This window comes from Arthrobacter sp. Leaf141 (genome assembly GCF_001424565.1).
Classification (GTDB): Bacteria; Actinomycetota; Actinomycetes; order Actinomycetales; family Micrococcaceae; genus Arthrobacter.
This window is the reverse complement of sequence record NZ_LMOL01000034.1, coordinates 79,608-99,780: the sequence shown is the minus strand read 5'-3', so window position 1 is coordinate 99,780 and position 20,173 is coordinate 79,608. Positions and strand designations below refer to the sequence as shown.

Genomic DNA, 20,173 nt, shown 5'->3' with positions numbered 1-20,173 from the left:
GCGAGTCGTGGGTGGTCCTGATTCAAGCCGTCACACCGGTCCTGAATCAAACTGCCATATTCACTCCACCGCGCCATTGGTGCCGGTCCTCAGTTACTGACGAATGAGCTGTTGGACGAAGCGGTGAAAATCAGCGCCGTCGAAATGCATGATCTCGACTGGAAGTCTCAGTTGCCGCAGATGAAGGGCCTGTCCCAGACCGACTTCCCCAAAGACGTAGCTGCCATGGCAAACAACGGTGGCGGCTTAATAGTCTACGGGGTCAACGAGAGCCAGAAAGCTGCTACTGATCGCGCTGATGTGGGGCACTTCGATGAAGGTTACGAACGAGCCCTGCGCAGCGCCGCCATTACAGCAATCTCTCCGCCAGTATTCGGTCTAAAAGTCCACCGCCTAGGGACTGAGGCCGCACAGAATCGTGCCGTCGTTGTCGAGATAGCCGCTAGTGTCGACGGGCCTCACCTTATTTACCGGAACGAATTGTTTGGTGCTCCAATCCGCAACGACTCCGATACTGTCTGGATGAAAGAACGCCAGATCGAAGCGATGTACCGTGCACGTTTGGATGAAAGGCGCCAGGCGACCGCCGCTTTGGATGCGCTTTTCAATGATTCGTCAGCTGGGAGGAACACCGGTGACAGGGCCTGGTTCATCGCAGTTGCTCATCCTCGCGTGCCCAGAATCCTGGCACACCTGGACCGTGATGAGGCTCGGCTCATTTTGCAGAAAGCTGTACCGCTGGCGCTTAGCTTTGCCGGGCGGGGTGGCGTCCATCCGTTGGAAAGCGTCGATGTCCAGAACCCCAGACCAGGCCTCCGGCGCTGGGTCGCGGTGAATACTGCAACCGGTGAGCGGAAATTGTGGAGGGAAGCATGGGTCAGCGTTCACCAGAACGGCTCCGTGACTCTGGCCACGGCAATTGGAGCCCACCAAATGAGCAGGGATGGCTACTTCGCTGGTCACGAGGTTGAAGCCCGCGCCATCGAATGTGCTGTCGCTGATTTCATGGCACTGACGAGGATTACGGCGGACTCTACGGGCAACGATGGGTACGACGTTAGAGCGGGGATCGACTGGACTGGAACAGAACCACTTCAGATTATGACCATCGACAACTCGGGTTTTGTCTACAAGGATGTGTCCACGCCGTTGCATCGTTTCACGCCTGTGGAGACGAGCTTGGATGCCCGCGAAACGGATGCCAAATTCCGAAGAAGTGTCTATGAACTTGCTCGGGATTGCGTCAACCAAGGCGGCATATCGAACCTTCATTTGATTGCGATGCCCGACTGAGCCAGAACAACCGGCGGCGGAACTTTTCCGAGTCACTAATGCGAACGCGAATTTCAGCGCCCGTATTAGGAGCGTGGCTGGCAATCATAATCCGCTGCTGATGCTGGGTTCGGTGTTTCATTGGGGAAAACATGCGGCGACCCTAATGGCCCATGCGATCGCGAGGCCACCTCGGACGTTCAACATCCCCCATCGCCGTCGCCGTATATACCTACGACAACTTGCCCGCAGCAGAACAGAAAGCACTTCCCGATGAGGACACCTCGTCGCCGCATTGAGATGGGCAGAACCGGAGTCCGAAGTAGACGAAAGTGCGGAGTAAGGTGCCTACCGGACCGATTCCGTAAACCAGTATGGAGGAAAGGGATGGCTATTTACTGCCTCCTTTAACATATTCATCATCCGTGGCGGTTGGTGGGTAGTTCATGTACGGAAATTCAGGGTCGTTGGCTTCAATGCCGAACAAGTACACGATGGGGCTGACTCTGGGACGATCCTTGCCCATCTGTTTCTGACGTGTGCGCAGAGTGTACTTGTCCACCAGTTCTCGTACGCTTTCGGTAGCCTTGTAGTAGGACAGGAAAGATGCGGTCCAGCCACCGAGATGCTGCCGCTTGAGAGCGAATTCATTGAGGCTCGTGAAGGCATGGGTAGACCGTTCACTAATCTGCCTGAGTTCATCAACCGAGACCCTTGAGGAATAGCCCGCCTCCTTGTGCTCGCTGAACGCCATGTGCAGGAAGTTCTGGTTCTCGTGCTGGAGGCATTCCTGCAAGTCCAGAGGCAGGTCGGCTGCATAGGGAATGATGTCAGCGTAAGCGGACTCAGCCTGACTAAGCCGTTCGGCTATATGGGCTTTGACGTGAGGGTTGTCGTTGATAGCTGTTAGAACCTTCTTGAGGTGTTCCTCAGTAATCCTACGGGCTGGGCACCTGGCGATTCGTTCCAGGTCCCGAATGACGTCCATCCCGTTGTTTGTAATTATCCTCAATGGAGTCCTCAGCGTGATGAAACGGGACTCCTGCTTTCTCTTGGCAGGAAGGACCACCACGAGGAAGTTGAAGGCGTAGGCGGCTAGGAGACCAAGGCTGAGGTCATACAACCATGGTTCTGGGTCAGCCTGCCGGGCACCCGGTTGTGGCACTTCATGCGGGGAGTAGCTCGCAGCGGTCGTGAATATCAGGGTCGCGAGGGAGAGGGCGGCTATGAGGTGTATGCCGATGCGTTCCAACCAGGGTTTAGTTTGTTCCCAAATTCTTTTCACCGGGAGAGACTACCCGGACAGGTGTGGCAGGCGAATCTAGGCCCGCCGCCCACCATAAATGGGCCCCTGTGACGGTGCGGACTTCAGAGCGCGGCTCGCCCGACCGGGGAGGGCGTCGCAGCGGATTCGGTTTACAACCTGCTGGTCAGATGTGAGCCTGAACGGAGCCAGAGAAGCCAGGGGAGAATCGGTGGACTCGACCAAACGCCCGGAACGCCAAATAGGAGGCTGACCAGGAGCTAGCTCCTAGGTTTGTAGGAGCTGGCGCAGGGAGCTACATATTTACCCGTGCCTCAGATGTGGAGAGGGTGCGTCTACTATTTGTGCATGGACTCACTGCCAATAGCCGTCCGCATTGACGACCCCGCCGGATGGTGGTTGTATCCGTCATCAACTACAGCCTCCCGCCTCGTCGTATTCGTACACGGCTTCGGCGGTAGAGCGATATCGACATGGAAAAACTTCGCCGAAGGTCAGCAGGTGAGTCGATGGTGGATGGACTCAGATCTGTTGTTCGTTGGCTACGACTCGAAAAGAGACGGGATCAAAGGCGTAGCCGACAGGCTGAGAAGAAACTTACCCCGCTTTTATCCCGAACCACATCAGCCCGCCATGTCCTTCAATGGCGTCATCTCGGCCAGAAGCGATATCTCTTCCCCTTACAAGGAACTGATTGTTGTGGCCCACTCACTAGGCGGACTAATCGTTCGTCACGCGCTAGTAGATGACGCACACGAATGGATCAAGTTAGGCAGGACGGACCCAAAACCGCTTCTATTGGACTCAGCGGTACGCCTCTTTAGTCCTGCAAGCGCAGGTTTCCGAGGCGCCGGCATCCTCGGTGCTGCAAGGGCTTCTGGGTTCTGGCCTGCCCTAGAGATGTATCTCCGAAGGTCTTCCGCTTACACAGATATGCAGCCGGGATCTACGATGCTCACCGATACTCGAGCGAGGACCGAACGGTTAGTTGACGAGGAACCAGATACGGAGGCTCTTGTGGCCAGTATCCTCTGGGCCAGTCCTGACCAGGTTGTGATCGAAGGAAAATACGATTCTGATGTAATCAGCAGATCGGTTGAAGGACAGAGCCACAAATCAGTTTGCAAGCCGCACATCGGCTATCCGGTTCCATGGGAGTTTGTCGAAAAGGGTGTGTACTAATCTTTGGACGTTGATCCGCTTAAATTTCGGCTGCGAGCTTTTGAACATAACTTTGTTAGGCCCATTATGTTACACCTTGAACGGGAGCCGGTCCTGGAGCGGCGCGCACAGGCCACTCCTTTCTGGCAGACAGTAGTTACTGGTGTGCAGGAACCTGAGCAGCTCGTTGATCACGATGTACCAGCCAGCATCGGGCTAATGCAGGCTTCCCTCCTTGCAGAGGCGGCTGAATGGATCCGGATCGGCTCGTACACAGGATATTTCTCTACAGAAATTCCATCAATTCCACTAACTTTTGGTGGAATAAATCTCTATGAGAACCGGAACCTTTTTCGATTCATGTCGGGAGCTGCGACTAACTATTCCGGAGACCCCTATTCTGGAAGAATAGGCGAAATACAACGCAGATTTGCTGAGGACCTGACAACGGCAACTGAGCAATTAGACGATAAAAATGACCACCTGGAGCTGAATAGACTCTTACATTTTGCCCCTAAACAAGAATGGACACGTCTATTTGGCATGCTAGAGGAGTTGGCCTCAACCTTGGAGAGGCGGCCAGACGTAAGCTTCTCAGATGGCGTGATTGGGCAACTGAGCTGGGCTTTTTTTGAGGGAAATTTGGCTTCCTACGCCGTAGGCCCGTCATCTTGGCGGAACGCAACGCGCCTCACCTCGCTTGGTGGCGGGTTGGCAGAAGCGCGTTACAACCAGCTAAAACAGATAAGAAGGAGGATTGCCGCCGCTGCGGAAAGTATTGGCCCTGAAGATGGATCTACTGCTTTGGCGCGATTAGCTTCAGTTTTGCAGAACGAGCGACGAGGAGGACCGGATCGCTCCGATCCTCCGCTGATGTTCTCCCGATTGGACGAACAGGCCCATTTGCGACCAATCCAGTGGAATGAACGGTGGATGCTGTAACTTCCGAGTATGCGGGCAGTCCCTCCAGCGAGAACGGTTGTCCGGCAGCAGTCCGGGAACTGACGACTTTTTCAAGAGGCTTGACGTCCGGTAGCAGGAAAGAATGGCTCGGCTGAGTCGGTCACGAAAAGGCCATTCAACGCCGCATTTCCGGTGGGCCGTCAAGGGACGTCGGGCGGAAGCCTTCCGGGAGCCTCTTTTGACCTAAGCCTTACATAACGTCGGCTATCAGTCTCGGCTTGTCGGGTTCACAGGGAATTTCCAGCTGCAGGCGCACATAATGAACCGAAGCTCCGGTCAACCTCTATTTGACTGGAGCTTCGCCAATTACTGGTGCCCGCGCAGGTCGTGGATGCGCGGCGACTTCGTCAGTCCACTGGTCTGGGCTGCTTGAATGGCTGGCACCCAGTGATGTTGCCAGAAAGCCGTGCGGCCGATGCGGGCTCCCGTGGAAGTGGTGAAAAGCAGATCATTGCGCTCCTTGTCGGCTAGCAACGGGCGGAGCAGGTTCGCAAGGCTCGTATTGATCCCATTCGTGCGTTTTCGCGCCCAGGTTCTGGTGGGTCTACGTAGTAGTAGCCCGACTGGCCATCCCGTTTCCACGCCCTGTTGATTCGGCGGTGGGCACGCGCGAAGTCAGGTCCATAGCGGCGGTTTGAATGGCGGTTGCGTCACCGAAGCTAGTTCCGATCATGACGAGGAACTGCATAAACGGTCGTAGTTCCCGTCTATGCACTCGAGGAATATGGAGAATTCTTCAGGTGCAAGGAACCGGGCGGCGTCGTCCACGCGTTCCAGCGCAGGCAATCGGCTTGGCCGTCGTCCTGGGTGATCGGGTTCTTGAGCTGTCATGCCGGGTCTCGATGGGTTAGGCCGCGAACTGCTCAGGGTCTGTTCCCTCGGACTGCCGGGGGGCATCGAAACCGGGGACGACCCGCCCTGTAACGGACAAGTCCGACGCTCAAAGCGATGGCTTCGAGGCGATAGGCCTCAAAGAGGCGGATGTCAAAGTGTGCGCGGCTGGGGCCGGTGCTGTTAAGTAAAGACGGGAGCGGCCCCTATTAGGGCGGCTCCCGTCTGTCAGAACTTTAGGCTAGTGCCTGTTTAGGAGTGTACGCGATGGTCTCTGTAGAGCAAAACACGTTGCAACGTGTGGTTGCCGAACGCATGTTGGAGCTCATCGACGTTCGGTCGCCCTGGCATCGCTCGCTCTGGCAGCTCGGGACCATTCACGCCGTTCTTGAGGTGCTGGAGTGCACGCAGGCCACGTGGGAAGGAGCAATTCCAAATGATAAGGCGATGAAGTACCTGGGCGAAAGGTGCCAGCAGCAGATCAGCAACGATCTTGGGGCTGGATCGTCCGCGACACGGCAACTGTTGCAGGACAAGATCCGTGACCTGGTCTCCAAAAAGATCACGCAGCGCGTGCTGGCTGCGGAGGTCGAGGAACTGGCTCGACGAGCCAACCGGGATTACCTGGTGCGATGGAAAGAGTGGGCAGAGGCCGGCTCGCTCAGCCAACAGTCTGTTGAACGAACGGCCCGCTTGCTTGTATCCCACTTCCTGGACGACGGTTTCCACGCGACGCACATCCACGGCTGGCTCAGGTCGGTCCTGGCGAATAAGGACACCGATGTGCTGACCCAGATCCTGGACGAAGGCAACACGATGTGCCGCCAGAATGACTCAAGCTTCGAATTCGTCGTGCCCCTTCAGCGCGGCTCGTTGGCACATCACAAGGACATGCTGGAGGATGTTCTTTTTAAGGGTGACCCCACCACCTTGGTTGACGAATACGAACGCGCCGAACAATTCATGTCCGTGGCACCCCGCGGAACCTTCACGCGTTGGGTCCTTCACGAGAGTGCCGTGATCGTTCAGCAGTCCTTCTCGGCACGCGACCCGCACTCAGCAGCCGCGAAGCTCAGCGAATGGCTGCAGAAGATTGAAGCGCGATCCCAGATCGGCTCGCCACGTCCACTCACATTCAGCCGCATCGTCCTTGACCGCACGAATAACCGCATCCGTAACCTGCAATCCCATTCCCACGGCCCGCGCGTGCCCTCTCTTGAACGGCACGGCCTTTTCGCCCGGGAAATGGACAGCCAACTCGATAACGCGCTAGGGCTGCTCGCATCCTCCAGAGCACTCCCGCAGTTAGCATCAGTGGCCACCATTTGGGCAGCAGTTGAGGGCTTGCTCGGACACCCAGGCGCGCAGGGAGTAGATTCGGCGGACGGTCTGGCTGCCATTGTTGCTTGCGGTTTTCCCCGAGCGGAACTGGAAGACCTCGCCCGCCGCCCAATGGTTGACACGCCAGAGGCTGCCAAGATTGGCCACGACATCGCTGAGGCAGAAGGGTCCGAACGCGTAAGGAAGCTGCTGGAAGGCTTGCGGCAGCAGGGGTCAAAAATTTTTGTGCAGATGAAAGACATTGCTGCCGCCGAACGCGTCCTGCAAATCGATAACGATCCGGAAGGCACGATCAAGAGGGTGCAAGGCTACTTCACGGATGTCTTCCGCCGCCTCTACTACCAACGAAACTTCGTTATGCACGCCGCGAAATTCGACTCCATCTCGCTTCCCTCGACAGTTCGGAGCGCCCCCAAACTTGTGGCAGCTGGTCTGGACCGTGTTGTTCACGCCCGGCACGTTAGGCGCCCGGTAAGCCCATTGGCTCTTTCGGCCAGGGCAGGCAACGAAATAGCAATATTGGGACAATCCGGGGCACAAGACTTCTACCGTCTCCTCAAATAGCCGAGTGGAGGCCCTGCAAGGCTCGTCGCCACAAGGCCTTTGGGGCCCGTTTCAGGCCTAGCTTTACATAAGGTCCATTATCGGCGCTCAGGAAAGGACAAGGGGAGTGCCCCGAGAAGGCGATGTTTTGCCATCGATCGTGGCACCTTTTCACCGGATACGGAAGTCAGGCTTCGAAGCCAGCGCCCGGTTGACGAAGGGGATGTCCAGGAAGGCCCGGAGCTGGTCACCACAAGTTCCGTGACGGACATACATCGAAGGTTGCTGTTCACGTTGGCCCGATTCATCCTTTCGGCGGTGTGGTCCACCATGCCAAATCCCGCTATCGTTCGTTCATCGAAACCGAAGCGTTGCCGGCCGGTCATGCGGAACGGCCGGCAACGCGCTCACTGCATCGGCAGTCCAGTTTGACGCGGTCAGAGCTGGGCCGGGGATGCGGCGAGTTCAGCGCGGATTCGTCCATGGGGCCAAATTGGCTGCAGGGACCGCACCAAGATGCCCAAAATCCACGAGTGCTATGTCGTTGCCCTCGATGGTGGCGGTGAACTGTTCTCAGGCAACGTTGGTCGTCGCCAAGTTTGTTCCTTTTCGTTATAACCGTAGCCTTGGGAAACCCCGTGCGGTGTCAGCCGAGACGGGTGATGACGGGGACGGGGTTGGCCAAGGTGTCACGGATTGGGGATGTGGCTTCGAGCGCGCCAATCAGATCTTTCAGGTCAGCCCGTGAAGTGCCGGGGCTGTCGATCTGAACGTCCACGGTGATTTGCTGTGCACCCTTGCGGACGCTCTTATCAATTCCGAGGAAGCCGCTGAGATCGATGTCGAAGCCCAGGGTCAGTGCGACGTGCTTCAACTGAATGTTCCTGGCTGCAGCAAGGGAGGCCAGCGTGACCATGTAGCAGCCAGCCAGGGCCTTGAGGATGTATTCAGCGGGGCTGACGGCCGTGTCAGTTCCCAGCAGGGAGACCGGCTCATCACTGTGCAGCGTGAACTGGCCGCGGCGCGATTCGTTGCCGACTCCCGCCTGGGTCAGGGGTCCGGTGGTGGTCTTGGCGGTCAAACCTCCGGCCGACTCGCTGTGCATGCTGAAGGTGACCTTGCCAAGCTCACGCTGCTCGGTGACAGCTGCCACTGTCGCCTCGATGGCTGCCAGGTCGGCGAAAGGCTCTGTGCGCAGGGTGTTCGTTTCAGTCATGGTGTTTCCTTTCAGGTTGGTTGATGCGGTTCATCCGCCCTTCCGCAGCTAAAGCGCGTCACGGGCCAGGCTTGTGTGGAATGCCCTTTTCGGAGGGAGTTTGCTGGCAGCTCAACATCGGCGATGTCTCGTTGAGGGTGGTGCCCCTGTTGAGCTGCCTGGATATCAGTTGCGGGCCGCTGCCCCCAGGTAGGGGGCAAGACGGTCTTCAAATGCTTCCTTCGGCATGGCACCAAGGAACGAACCCACGACCTCACCGTTGTTGAATACCCGGAAGGCGGGAATTGAGGTGACGCCATACTGCCGGGCGAGCTCGGGGTTCTCATCGACGTTCACTTTGATGACCTCGACTTTCCCGGCCTGCTCAAGGGCCACTTCATCGAGCGCAGGCCCAACGGCACGGCACGGCGGGCACCATGGTGCCCAAAAGTCGACCAGGACCGGCAGATCGTTCTGGAGGACATCGGATTGGAATGCGGAGCTGGTTGTTGATCGGGCAGACATGGCTTCCTCTTTCATTTGCTGGTCAGGGAAAGGCGGGTGCGGGCCCGGTTGCAATGCCGTGCCGGATGAGGGTCATGTGTCGCTAAGCGAACGAGCTTCGGAAAGATCCACCGCAAGTTGTATAGTGATCGCTACGTATCTCATGGGATGTACTGTAGTGGATATTACAGAAAAGGCAAATGGCAGCATTTGCTGAGATCAGGAGGGCATGAAATGCCGGGAGGCCGTAAACGCGGATTCGATGATCAGGCCGCCCTTCAGGCTGCCATGGAACTGTTTTGGCGTCAGGGATACGAGGGCACATCTATTGCCGACCTGACACAGGCGCTCGGCATAAATCCGCCGAGTCTGTATGCCGCCTTCGGCAGCAAGCGGGAGCTATTCGAAAAGACGCTGGACCGGTACATGTGCGAACGCACAGTCCAGCTGGAGGACGCCATGTCGAGGCCTACGGCCCACGAAGCGGTGCTGACTCTTCTGACGGGAAGAGTTGACGTATTCACTAGCCAAGGTCAGCCTTTCGGCTGTATGACGATCCAGGCAGGCCTTGCATCCGGAAAACCTCACCACGAAATAGTTGATCTCCTGGCAGCCGCTCGCGAACGGATGAGGAGAACCGTTTTGGACCGGCTTGAATTGGCCCTCGCCGACCGCGATCTGCCCGCCGGCACAGACTGCACCGCGCTGGCTCGATACGTCATGTCGGCAATTTACGGGTTGAGTGTCGAAGCGGCCGCCGGAGCCCCCAAGGAGGAACTCACGGCCGCTGCGATCCTCGCCGCACAGGTAGTACCGAGAGCCCCGTATGTAGTCAGGGGCGCTATGGATGCGGTGCCCTGCCGCCCTCCGCGTACATAAACTCACCAAAGGCACCTCCATGATGCCCACGATGGTCCGAGGGTCAGGCTGTCTTTTCGACCTCTCCGCCGAGTTCGTTGAGGTAGTTGTAAATGGTGAAGCGGGTGACTCCGAGCGCGGTAGCCGCTGTCTCGGCTGCCTGCTTGATGAGGAAGAATCCACGGCGGTCAAGCTCCGAGACGACCTGCATCTTGTGTTCCTTGCGCATTTGCTCAACGGGAACCCCAATGGCGGTGATCGCGGCCTCAACGAGCTTGGAACTGAGTTCCTCCACGCTGTGCGGGAAGTACTCACTCCCCTGGGGGCCGACCGGTTTAGCCCGGTGCACGGCAGGGGTCGCCAGCATGGAGCTCCCGTCGTGACCAAGGACGAAGCGGTCCAAGGCAGAGCGGAGCGTGACCCAGGCTGACACGTCAGCGTTCAGACACAGGGCTGCAGCGGCTCGGCCTTCCTTGTCGATGTAAATGATCGTCGTGCTCTGCAGGATTCTCCCGTCAGGCAGTTGCGAGCGGTAGCCGATCTCATGGGAGAAGTTACCTGCTGCCACGCGTTCGAGCAATTTGTCGGTAGGTGGGTCGCCGATCTGACGGCGAGTGACATCTCCAGCGATAGCACGGACCGTGTTAGGGATTCTCTGCAGGTCATGCAGAACGACTTCCGTGGGCTGAGGCACCGCGGCCTGAAGGGGTGCCACCAGGAGCTCCAGAATCCGGTTGATGGACTCGGCGTCCATGCCATGCAGCGCGTCCGGGGGCGGAGCTGCTGATCCGTGCGAACCAATTTGGGTCATTGGTGCTGTCCTTCCGATGAGTAGGCGGATCCAAGTTCCCGGAACCGCTGTAAATTACGCCTTTTGTTGAAGCTTATCGCTGTTGCTGCAGAGATCCCGCAGCTAGGGCCATTAGCTTCAACATGCTGTTGCAGTGTAGGGATCACGATGGCTCTCCCATACGGGATTCCCAGCGGTAGCCGATCCAAACTTCGAGCCGTCGGTGCGCTGGAACATCATCCGCGGCTGCAAGTTGTCACCGGCGATCCAGAGAATCGCGTCGTCCAGGGTGACTGCGTCGACGATACCTTCGCGTCTAATGATGCCGCTGCATCGCATTTGAACTCGGTGGCCGATGACAGGATGCCAAGTGTGGTGGATACGCAAGGCCATCATGTTCTCCGTGGTCGGCCGGGTTGTGTTGCTAGACCGTCAGGCGCGGGCTGATGAGTCTTGTTCAATTGGGACGGCGGCCCGGCCCATCCGGGTGACAGCCTCGGTGAGTATGGCCTGGGAAGTGGCAAAGTTGAGGCGGACATGTCCAGCGCCGCCCGTGCCGAAGACATGGCCGGAGCTCAGGGCGACCCTCGCCTTGTCGAGGAATATCTTGGCCGGCCCGGCGAGGTCGGCTACGGTGCCGAGGCCATCAGGGCCGCCTGGCGAATCGGGGGCGAGATGGCTGCAGTCCAGCCAGGCTAAATATGTCCCCTCGGGAGCTGTGTACCCCACACCGGGCAGATGTTCGGCGAGCAGCTTTCCGAGGAGAGTCCGATTGGCGTCGAGGCCTCGGAGGAGTGCATCCAGCCATTCTTCACCGTCACGGAACGCGGCGGTCTGGGCGATGATTCCCAGGTGGCTCGGTCCGTGGCTGACCTCTTCGGGCATACGGTGAAGATCATCGGCAGCGTCGGGTCCGGCGATTGCGAGTGCTGCCTTGAGGCCGGCCAGGTTCCAGGCTTTCGACGCGGACGTGAGCGCAAACGCGTTCTCGGTCCCGGGCACGCTGAGATACGGAGTGAATGTTGCTCCCTGCAGTATGAGCGGGGCGTGGATCTCGTCCGAGACGACCCGGACCCCGTAGTTGCGGGCGAGGGCCGCGACAGCTGCGAGCTCTTCAGGGCTGTGGACCACACCGGTCGGGTTATGTGGATTGCTGATCAGGTAGGCGGCGTTCCGTCCCTGCGACCGCACGTGCTTGAAAGCTTTCTCGAGGGTGCCAAGGTCGATCCGGAGATCTTGTCCTAGCGGGGCTTCAACGATCCTGCGCGAATCATGGGTGATGAAGGCGTAAAAAGGTGCATAGACCGGGGAGTTGACGACAACGGCGTCACCTGGATCTGTGATCAGCCGCAGGATTTCAACGACGCCCATCATCACGTCGGGCACGATGGCGGTGCGCTCGACCGCCAGCCCGTCCCAGCCCCAGCGCCGGGAAGCGAACGCACTTATGGCCTCCGCGAACTTCGTTCCAGCAGGGTATCCGGTGTCTCCGTCATCGATGGCCTGGTGCAGCGCTTCCGAAACGGGCGGCGCGAGCCGGACGTCCATTTCGGCAACCCACAGAGGCAGTACGTCGGAGGGATGAGTGCGCCATTTCATGCTCGTGCGCTGGCGGAGCTGTTCGAGGGAGAGCTCCTCAAGCGGGTTCCCGATTGTCGTGAAGCTGCGGGCTTGAGCCTGCTCGGCTGCCCTTAGCACTGGACAGTCATTTCGATCTCGACGCATGCACCCAGCGGCAGGGAGGCTACTCCCATGGCCAGCCGCGCATGGTGCCCTTTTTCTCCAAGGACATCGAGGGCGAGTTGGGACGCACCATCGATTACGGCGGGTGCATCCACAAATCCTTCCCCTGCTGAGACGTATCCTCCGATCCTGGCGATACCTTTGACCGCGTCCAACGACCCGAGTTCGTCGCGGACGACGTCCAGGCACCGGCTGGCAGCGAGCACGGCAGCCTCGCGCGCCTGCTCGACTGTAACTTCCTGGCCCACGCGCCCGGGATAGAGCAACCCAGCATCTTCAATAGGGAGTTGGCCGGAGACAAAGAGTAGATCCCCCACCCGGACCGCGCGTTCGTAGAGCGGTGTGGACGTAACGGACTCAACCATGAGATACCTTCCAGACGTTCGAGAGGCGGACGCGGCACAGTAGGTACGCCACGTCGACTCACCTTCAAGGATATTCAACACTCAGTAATAAAGAAGCGGAACTTTCCACTACTATTACACAATTTGTTTACATGCGGTAGATCGAATCCCATCGTGCATCTCATTTCCTGTGCTTCTAGGGCAGGGAATGCGGAAGTCGTCGGAATATATCCAACAATATGTTGATTTCTGGATGTGATGTCCGGCATACTCTCAACTGTGATTTGAATCTCCCAATAGGCCGGGGGTTCAGGTCTTCCATATCCCGTCGCCCCTCATCAGGTCGCCTGACCGCGGGCAGGCTCAGAACGGCAATCACCTCGACTGCCACGAAGCCTGCAAAGGGCGGACATCCTCCGAGCACCCCAACTCCGGCGGTTACGCCGTAGACCATCAGGCCTCGCAATTCGAGCTTCATATCTCCAGGAAGGCTTCCCATGTCGATTCAGCCACCCGTCACAGACTCCGGGTACGCACATGCTCCCGACCAAGTACTGCACGCCGAGGATGCCGGCTACCAGAAAGGACTCAAATCCCGACAAATCCAGATGATCGCCATCGGGGGCGCGATCGGTACAGGCCTATTCCTCGGCGCAGGTGGCCGCCTTGCCGCAGCCGGGCCATCACTCTTCGTCGCCTACGCGATCTGCGGGGCCTTCGCCTTCCTGATCCTGCGCGCCCTCGGCGAACTCGTACTGCACCGGGCATCCTCGGGCTCGTTCGTCTCCTACGCCCGAGAATTCTTCGGAGAGAAGGCAGCGTTCACCGTGGGATGGTTCTACTGGCTGGTTTGGGCCGCCACGACCATCGCCGACACGACCGCTGCCGCACTCTACATGAGCTTCTTCGGCAGGTACGTCCCCTGGATCGCCGCGGTCCCGCAATGGGGCTGGGCCCTCATCGCCCTGGTGCTCGTCCTCGCCCTCAACCTTGTCTCCGTCAAGGTCTTCGGCGAGATGGAATTCTGGTTCGCCCTCATCAAGGTCTCCGCACTGGTCATGTTCCTCCTCGTGGGCATCTATTTCGTCATCTTCGGCACCCCAACCGGTGATCCGGTCGGCTTCCAGCTCATTTCCGACAACGGCGGGATCTTCCCGAACGGCATCATGCCGATGATCCTGCTCATGTCGGGAATCATCTTCGCCTACGGCTCAATTGAGCTCGTCGGCACCGCCGCCGGCGAAACGGAGAACCCCGAAAAGATCATGCCGAAGGCGATCAACGCCGTCATCGCCCGCATCGCTGTCTTCTACGTCGGATCCGTCGTCCTGCTCTCACTGCTGCTGCCCTACACCGCCTACGAAAAGGGCGTGAGTCCATTCGTGACGTTCTTCAGCTCAATCGGCATCAACGGCATCGACTCCATCATGAACCTCGTCGTGCTCACAGCCGCCCTGTCTTCGCTCAACGCCGGGCTCTACTCCACCGGACGAATCCTGCGCTCGATGGCCACCGCCGGCTCAGCGCCGAGATTCGCGCTCCGAATGAACAAGGCGGGCGTCCCCTACGGCGGCATTGCCATCACCGCAGCAGTCTCCTTCCTCGGCATCCCGCTGAACTATATCGTCCCGGGCGACGCGTTCGAGATCGTTCTCAGCATCGCGGCCGTTGGCATCATCGTGGCATGGGCCGCGATCGTCCTGTGCCAAATCCAGTTTCAGCGGTGGAGCAAGAAAGGTTGGACCCAACGTCCTTCATTCCGCATGCCTGGAGCCCCCTTTACCGGCTATCTAACCATTGCCTTCCTCGCCGTGGTCCTTGCCATGATCCTTATCGAATCCCCGTTGACCATGCTCGTAACCGCAATCGCGGTCGCGCTCATGATCGCCGGCTGGTATGCATGCCGCGGAAGGATCCGCGAGATCGCCGCTGCACGCAACGGCTACACCGGAGCGGCACCCATCGTCAGCAACCGCCCCACAGCCCGGCAGCCCTAAGATACAGCGCAACGGGGCGGACGACCGTAACTCCGAGCAGTGGTCGTCCGTCCCGCCCCGATCGATCTGCTGTTTGCACCTCACACCAGAGCGGCGAGAGTGAGGCAATGAGTTCCACGGAGATACCACAGGCTTCTTCGCCTCCAATCCCTTACTGCCGGCGGCCACCCCGACGCTCGCGGACTACGGCGTCTTGCGCTCGGCAAAGGTTATGGCGAACACGGCCAGGCATTTAGCGCGGCCAGTTCCCAGTCCCTGGACGGCCCGGGCCCCAATGAGCGCCCCAAAACTAGTCCGACAAATTGAATTTATCGATCATTCCAAGCCACATAGCAAGGTGCCAGTCCTGGTCATTGGCAAGGGGATCGGCGGTGTGAGCCGGGACCCCGTCCACGGTGGTGGGCATGATGAAGGCACAGGTTGCTGACCCGTCGGGAAAGTAATTGCTCATGTTTGCACGAAGGATAGCTAGGGCCAGGCTTTCATGCCCTGCATTCAGAAGTTCCTCCGGCAGGCCTAGAAGAGCCTCTGCGGTCAGGGCGCTCCAATAGTGAGGAAAAACATCGCCCCATTGCCGACGAAGGCCGAACCAGTAGCCGTCCCAGTGGCGGATTGCCACTCCGTACAATCGGGTGTGCGGCTGCGGGCCTCCGAAGGCAAGCAACCATGGCAACGCCGTGCGTGTGGCGTCGAGGAACACGTGGTCCCCTGTAAGCCGGTAGGCATCACTGAATAGGCAGACCAAGGGCGCCACGATTGACTGTTCGTAGAACACCTCGTGTGGGGGCAGCTGCACCCCGCGGGCAGCAAAGTAATGGGCGCTTTCAATCACTTGGCCTCTAAGTTGTTGGGCTGCCTCAAGAGCACCAGCCACAGCCAGCGCGTCGGCCACTGCAACGCAGGTGCCAGAGAAGTGAATTGCCAGGAAGCCTTGCGCTCCCAAGGCGAAGGCACGGTTGAGAATTCGTTCTGCGCGGTGAAGGTGGGTGGTGTCTTCTGTTTGAAGGTAGCGCTCAAGGAAGAACTGGGCCAGCCATGGCGCGTCGTAAAGCCGTGCTCCGGTGTGATGGTCCTGGGAACCCCGGCGAGGCGCATCTGTGCTGTCCATAAGGTTTTCCACCGCGAACTCGGCCCACCCCTCAAGGGCGTCATCAAGGGCTGGGTCTATGAGGCCGCGGCGCACAGCCATTTGCAGGAGCAGGGCCATGCCAATTCGTTCCGAGCCATCTGTCCAGTCAGACCAGCCGTTAGTGGTCTGCGCCAACTTTGTTGCGGTATCGACGGGGACGAACGCGTGGGCCAGGGAGCCGGGACGGTATGCCGCGCGCTGGTGGTCAAGAATGTAGGCGCACCGCCGTTTGATGACCTCGGCTAGCGGGTCGTGGAAGGCGATTTCGGTGCGTGAGCTGCCGCCGATTTCGATCATGAAGGTGCCGGGGCAGTCGCTTCGGACCTCTGTGCCCTCGGGGGTGGGAGAAATTTTCAGCGCCTCTGATCTACTGGTAACGGAGAGGTTGGTGGTGATGGTGATTGCTTGGTTTATGGGTGCTGACACCGCCGAGAGTTTGACCGACGGTTTGGTGGCAGAGAGGAACTCGTCGATGTTTCCGTACCAGCCAAGCTGCCATTGGAGGACAAGGCTCTGACCGGGCTCGAGTGTGAGGGCCGGTTGGCCGCCGAAGGCGTTCGGGTTGCGGGCGTGGTCAGTTACCTGGAGAACGATGTGTCCGCGGGCATTGGAGGATGTGTTCCGGTTGCGTGATTCTATGGAATATCCCCAAAGTTCCCCTTCCTCGAGGACCAGCCCAAGGAGAGGCCCTGTTCCTGACATGGGCTGGGCGAGCACCCATGCCCAAGCGCCGCCGGTGAAGATGTGGGCGTGCACGGAACGCTGGAGGGCTTCCTGGGCGCTTTCATATAGGTCTGCGAACGGCGTCTGGATGCCGACGCTGGTCACCTTGGTTGTGTGTAATCCCGTGTTGGTAAATTCGTAGCGTTCGATGAACTTGTCTTTGCGAACGTTCCTTTTGACTGTCAAAGCGAGCTGCTCCGAAGGGAGGAAGTGGCTAACTGAGGAGTTGGTGGCCACTTCCTGCCTGTCCGGTCTGTTCCAGCGTGCCGCTCCCCCATCGGTGATGATGTGTCCGCTGCCCCATTGGTGCTCCAGAGAGTGCCAGACCAAGTCAGGATCAAGAAGGAATCGGCGGTCCGGGGCATTTTTGGCCACAAACTGCACGGGCGCGCCGGTCACGGGGTCAATAGAAGCCTCCCCCTGGCCGAAGGGGATACGGATCCTGCCGAGGGCCTGGGGTGCGTTGAGGGACGATGAATCGGTAATGGTCATTTGACCGCTCCCCCGGTTGCGCCTGCTGATATGTAGCGTTGGGCGACCGCGAGCACGGCGATGGCGGGTGTGGATGCGAGAACTGCGGTGGCCATGACGGCGCTCCAGTCATTTACGTAGGTGCCGAGGTAGGAGTACAGGCCAACGGTCACGGGCCTGACTTCATTGGTGGTGGTGAGGGTGACGGCGAAGAGGAAGTCTCCCCAAGCAAAGAGGAAGGCAAAGAGACCCGCGGTGATGATCGCATTCCTACTCATCGGAAGGACGATGGAAACAAAGGCTCTGACTGGCCCCGCACCGTCGACCCGTGCAGCTTCTATGACTGAGGGCGGGATGGAAAGCATGAAAGCGTGCATGATGAGGATCCCGAACGGTATGCCGGCGCTGGAGTTGGCAATAATTAGGCCAATGATGCTGTTCAACAGCCCCAACTGATTGAACGCTGTATAGAGAGCGTTGGACACGACGATCCCTGGAATCATCTGGCAGATGAGCACCGCGAAGAGAAGGGTCCGGGCGAACGGGATCCGCAATTGCGCCACTGCGTAGGCGGCAGGGGCGGCAATCACGAGACTGAATAGGACACTGCCCCCAGCGACGAGAAGGCTGGTGACGAGGTTTGGGCTTTGCTCGGCGATGGCGGTGGCGTAGCCGGACAGGTCAGGATTGATGGGAAACCAGGGCGTGCCCACGGCCCGTCCGCCGGGTTGCAGCGACACGTTGACCATCCAGTAGACCGGAAAGAGCAAAACGACAACGATCACCAGTCCGAAAATCGTGTGGCGGGAAGCAGATCGTTCCAGTCCAAATGATCCGGCCGCTTTTGTGGCGGTGGTGCTTGTCATGCCTTCGACCCCTTCCGGTTGGCCCGCAGGTAGAGCAGTGCGAATACGAGGGAAATAACAATGAGGATGTTGCCCACTGCGGCTCCTTGGCCGAAGTCGAACTGTTGGAACGACAAACGGTAGGACTCTGTCGACAAGGTTTGTGTTGCGTTCGCAGGTCCCCCTCCGGTGAGGCCAAGAATGATATCCAGGGCCTTCAGGGTGTAGACGACGCCAAGGACCAACACCACCGTGACGACGGGCCGGAGAAGGGGCCAGGTAATGTGCTTGAATGCTTTCGCTCCGGTGGCACCGTCTAGGGCGGCGGCCTCATAGAGTTCCTGTGGGATGTCCTGCAGGCCGCTGTACAGCAAGGCCACGTTGAACGGAATTCCCAGCCAGATATTCACACAGATCACCGCCAGGAGCGCCACTGTTGTGTCGGTGAGCCATCCGATCCGGACATCGCTGAAGGTCAGAGCACCAAGGATCTGGTTGACCACCCCAGAGTCCTTGTCCAGCATCCACCGCCAGACTGCACTGGAAACAATCAGTGGAATCAGCCATGGCAACAGCAGCAAACCCCGCAGTAGGTTGTTAAGCGGGAATCTGCGGCGGAAATAGAGGGCGATGAGCATGCCGAAGATCAGCTGTCCTGCGATTGAAAAAGCTGTGAATGTCAGGGTGTTCATAGCAGCACGGCCGAAGTCCCGCGACTGGAGTACTGCCTGATAGTTGGCAAGGCCTATCCAAGGGGCATGACCGGTGAAGAATGTGGCGGTGGTGTACTGCTGAAGCGCCATTATGACGTTTTGCACGACGGGGTATCCGAAGATCAGCAGAATATATAAAGTGGCCGGCAGCAAAAAGGCCTGCTGTAGGAGCCTTTCTTTGTTGCGACCAGATACCCGCCAGCGTGGTGCGATTACCGGCTTCGTCTTGATTTCAGTCATGATCATGATGCTTGTCTCCCTGCAAGGGCGCCTGCACGGACTGGTCCGGCCATCGTGGCCATTGCTATTTGGTTTCCGCTCGACGCAGAGCTTCCAAAGGTTCCGCTCCTCCTGTAAGTACATCCTGGATGGCGGTGTAGATGGTTTGGGACGCTTTGGCGTAATCCGGGCCCAACTGGGCGGTGCGTGCACGAAGACCGGGAATCTGGTCAACGAAGCCCTTCATCTTGGGATTCTCTTGCGCATACTGTCCCGCGAGATTCTCATTCGTTGGGATGAGGTTTCGCCCGGATCCGAGCTCGAGCTGGCTTGCATCGGACCCCAGGCACTGCACCACCTGGGCAGCTGAAGCCATCTTTTCCTTATTGCCGGTGACAGGAACCGTCCAAGTCTCGCCCCCGAGCGGAGAAACAATTTCAGCACCCAGCTGAGGAGCAGGAAGGGCCACGGCCTCGTATTTGACTCCGGCCTTATCCAGGGACGGAAATTGCCACGGCCCATTGATCATCATCGCAGCCTTGCCTGCGATGAACTGGTCGTTGACATCCGCCTGCGTCCAGGTCAGCACCGATTCCGATGCCGCATGGGCGATCACGAGGTCCTTCCACAGCTGAAGAGCGGCCGCACCTTCGCTAGTGGGAATGTTGGTCTCATCGCCGCCGTTGGACCAGAAGAACGGAAGGAACTGAAATGTTCCTTCCTCAGACGCGGCTGCGGAAAAAGCGACGCCATAAGTATCGCCTTTGGTGAGGATAGAAGCCGTTCTTTTCAATTCATCCCATGTTGTAGGGGCTTTCAGCCCAGCTGCCGCAAGGAGTTCGGTGTTCACAAACAATGCGATCGTGTTAGCCACGGGCTGCACTCCATACAGTTCACCTCCGTAAGTCGAAGCCTGCACTACACCTTCAGCAAATCCATTGGTCGTAACGCCCAATGGCTTCAGGGGTGCAAGGGCCCCCGATTCGGCGATCTGAGGTACCTCCCCGTTGTCCAGCATTAATACGTCGGGCAGGGTTTTGGAGGAAGCCTGTTGAAGGACTTTGGCCAGATAGCCACTACTGGGGATGTCCTGAGTCTTGATAGTGATCCCGGTAGTCTTTTCGCACGTGGCAAGAACCGAGTCATAAATTTTCGTGTCATTAGTGGAACCTGCGGGACGCTGCAACAAGACTGTTTGCGCATCTTCAGGGCCGCTCGATGTCGGAGCACATCCGGCTACACCACATGCCGTGGAAAGAACCGCCAC

Annotated in this window: 16 protein-coding genes; 6 read left to right on the top strand and 10 right to left on the bottom strand. The window is 58.7% G+C overall.

The features are described 5' to 3' along the window. The first annotated feature begins 111 nt into the window (after positions 1 to 111). The gene (locus ASF72_RS17050) at positions 112 to 1,293 is read left to right on the top strand and encodes an AlbA family DNA-binding domain-containing protein (protein ID WP_235504767.1); all 1,182 of its coding nucleotides are present in this window, start codon (positions 112 to 114) and stop codon (positions 1,291 to 1,293) included. 370 nt (positions 1,294 to 1,663) lie between these two features. On the opposite strand, the gene ASF72_RS17045 is transcribed toward ASF72_RS17050, so the two are convergent. Continuing rightward, a complete protein-coding gene (locus ASF72_RS17045) occupies positions 1,664 to 2,524 on the bottom strand; it encodes a hypothetical protein (protein WP_056600848.1) in 861 nt (286 codons plus the stop codon). 360 nt (positions 2,525 to 2,884) lie between these two features. Between ASF72_RS17045 and ASF72_RS20475 the strand changes: the two genes are divergently transcribed. From ASF72_RS20475 to ASF72_RS17040, 3 genes are all read left to right on the top strand, one after another. Beyond that, complete coding sequence (locus ASF72_RS20475) at positions 2,885 to 3,718, top strand: esterase/lipase family protein (RefSeq protein ID WP_157371053.1); 834 nt, start codon at positions 2,885 to 2,887, stop codon at positions 3,716 to 3,718. Positions 3,719 to 3,916: 198 nt separating this feature from the next. Next, entirely contained in the window at positions 3,917 to 4,639 is a 723-nt protein-coding gene (locus ASF72_RS20470) for a hypothetical protein (protein WP_157371052.1), read from the top strand. A gap of 1,119 nt (positions 4,640 to 5,758) precedes the next feature. Continuing rightward, the gene (locus ASF72_RS17040) at positions 5,759 to 7,396 is read left to right on the top strand and encodes a hypothetical protein (RefSeq protein WP_056600846.1); all 1,638 of its coding nucleotides are present in this window, start codon (positions 5,759 to 5,761) and stop codon (positions 7,394 to 7,396) included. A gap of 625 nt (positions 7,397 to 8,021) precedes the next feature. On the opposite strand, the gene ASF72_RS17035 is transcribed toward ASF72_RS17040, so the two are convergent. Together ASF72_RS17035 and trxA are read right to left on the bottom strand one after the other, a co-directional pair. After that, the gene (locus ASF72_RS17035) at positions 8,022 to 8,591 is read right to left on the bottom strand and encodes an OsmC family protein (RefSeq protein ID WP_056600845.1); all 570 of its coding nucleotides are present in this window, start codon (positions 8,589 to 8,591) and stop codon (positions 8,022 to 8,024) included. A 165-nt stretch (positions 8,592 to 8,756) separates the two neighbouring features. Beyond that, positions 8,757 to 9,095, bottom strand: a complete 339-nt coding sequence (gene trxA / locus ASF72_RS17030) for a thioredoxin (protein WP_056600843.1) — start codon at positions 9,093 to 9,095, stop codon at positions 8,757 to 8,759. Between the two features lie 213 nt (positions 9,096 to 9,308). Between trxA and ASF72_RS17025 the strand changes: the two genes are divergently transcribed. Further along, positions 9,309 to 9,953 (top strand): TetR/AcrR family transcriptional regulator, encoded by a 645-nt coding sequence (locus ASF72_RS17025; RefSeq protein ID WP_056600841.1) that lies wholly within the window; start codon positions 9,309 to 9,311, stop codon positions 9,951 to 9,953. Between the two features lie 43 nt (positions 9,954 to 9,996). On the opposite strand, the gene ASF72_RS17020 is transcribed toward ASF72_RS17025, so the two are convergent. The 3 genes from ASF72_RS17020 to ASF72_RS17005 all read right to left on the bottom strand — a co-directional run bounded on the left by ASF72_RS17020 (position 9,997) and on the right by ASF72_RS17005 (position 12,830). Then, positions 9,997 to 10,743 (bottom strand): helix-turn-helix transcriptional regulator, encoded by a 747-nt coding sequence (locus ASF72_RS17020; RefSeq protein ID WP_056600839.1) that lies wholly within the window; start codon positions 10,741 to 10,743, stop codon positions 9,997 to 9,999. Between the two features lie 411 nt (positions 10,744 to 11,154). Further along, complete coding sequence (locus ASF72_RS17010) at positions 11,155 to 12,321, bottom strand: MalY/PatB family protein (RefSeq protein WP_056600835.1); 1,167 nt, start codon at positions 12,319 to 12,321, stop codon at positions 11,155 to 11,157. Between the two features lie 92 nt (positions 12,322 to 12,413). After that, positions 12,414 to 12,830 carry a RidA family protein gene (locus ASF72_RS17005; protein WP_056600832.1) on the bottom strand — a complete coding sequence of 139 codons (417 nt, stop codon included), beginning with the start codon at positions 12,828 to 12,830 and terminating at the stop codon, positions 12,414 to 12,416. A 476-nt stretch (positions 12,831 to 13,306) separates the two neighbouring features. On the opposite strand from ASF72_RS17005, the gene ASF72_RS17000 reads away from it, so the two are divergent. Beyond that, positions 13,307 to 14,806: an amino acid permease gene (locus ASF72_RS17000; RefSeq protein WP_056600831.1), complete on the top strand. Its 1,500-nt coding sequence runs from the start codon at positions 13,307 to 13,309 to the stop codon at positions 14,804 to 14,806. Between the two features lie 289 nt (positions 14,807 to 15,095). Here the strand turns inward: ASF72_RS17000 and ASF72_RS16995 are convergent, their stop codons facing one another. From ASF72_RS16995 to ASF72_RS16980, 4 genes are all read right to left on the bottom strand, one after another. Then, positions 15,096 to 17,150, bottom strand: a complete 2,055-nt coding sequence (locus ASF72_RS16995) for a hypothetical protein (protein WP_056600829.1) — start codon at positions 17,148 to 17,150, stop codon at positions 15,096 to 15,098. Next, entirely contained in the window at positions 17,147 to 17,995 is an 849-nt protein-coding gene (locus ASF72_RS16990; protein WP_056600826.1) for a carbohydrate ABC transporter permease, read from the bottom strand. The genes ASF72_RS16995 and ASF72_RS16990 overlap by 4 nt, the downstream gene beginning before the upstream one ends. Then, a complete protein-coding gene (locus tag ASF72_RS16985) occupies positions 17,992 to 18,927 on the bottom strand; it encodes a carbohydrate ABC transporter permease (RefSeq protein WP_056600868.1) in 936 nt (311 codons plus the stop codon). The genes ASF72_RS16990 and ASF72_RS16985 overlap by 4 nt, the downstream gene beginning before the upstream one ends. 64 nt (positions 18,928 to 18,991) lie before the next feature. Beyond that, positions 18,992 to 20,173, bottom strand: a complete 1,182-nt coding sequence (locus tag ASF72_RS16980) for a sugar ABC transporter substrate-binding protein (RefSeq protein WP_200933672.1) — start codon at positions 20,171 to 20,173, stop codon at positions 18,992 to 18,994.

Bases quoted from the DNA above. Each gene is read 5' to 3' on its own strand.
- ASF72_RS20475 (WP_157371053.1), top strand. From the start codon at position 2,885: ATGGACTCACTGCCAATAGCCGTCCGCATTGACGACCCCGCCGGATGG.
- ASF72_RS20470 (WP_157371052.1), top strand. From the start codon at position 3,917: ATGCAGGCTTCCCTCCTTGCAGAGGCGGCTGAATGGATCCGGATCGGC.
- ASF72_RS17040 (WP_056600846.1), top strand. From the start codon at position 5,759: ATGGTCTCTGTAGAGCAAAACACGTTGCAACGTGTGGTTGCCGAACGC.
- ASF72_RS17035 (WP_056600845.1), bottom strand. From the start codon at position 8,591: ATGACTGAAACGAACACCCTGCGCACAGAGCCTTTCGCCGACCTGGCA.
- trxA (WP_056600843.1), bottom strand. From the start codon at position 9,095: ATGTCTGCCCGATCAACAACCAGCTCCGCATTCCAATCCGATGTCCTC.
- ASF72_RS17025 (WP_056600841.1), top strand. From the start codon at position 9,309: ATGCCGGGAGGCCGTAAACGCGGATTCGATGATCAGGCCGCCCTTCAG.
- ASF72_RS17020 (WP_056600839.1), bottom strand. From the start codon at position 10,743: ATGACCCAAATTGGTTCGCACGGATCAGCAGCTCCGCCCCCGGACGCG.
- ASF72_RS17010 (WP_056600835.1), bottom strand. From the start codon at position 12,321: ATGAAATGGCGCACTCATCCCTCCGACGTACTGCCTCTGTGGGTTGCC.
- ASF72_RS17005 (WP_056600832.1), bottom strand. From the start codon at position 12,830: ATGGTTGAGTCCGTTACGTCCACACCGCTCTACGAACGCGCGGTCCGG.
- ASF72_RS17000 (WP_056600831.1), top strand. From the start codon at position 13,307: ATGTCGATTCAGCCACCCGTCACAGACTCCGGGTACGCACATGCTCCC.
- ASF72_RS16995 (WP_056600829.1), bottom strand. From the start codon at position 17,150: ATGACCATTACCGATTCATCGTCCCTCAACGCACCCCAGGCCCTCGGC.
- ASF72_RS16990 (WP_056600826.1), bottom strand. From the start codon at position 17,995: ATGACAAGCACCACCGCCACAAAAGCGGCCGGATCATTTGGACTGGAA.
- ASF72_RS16985 (WP_056600868.1), bottom strand. From the start codon at position 18,927: ATGACTGAAATCAAGACGAAGCCGGTAATCGCACCACGCTGGCGGGTA.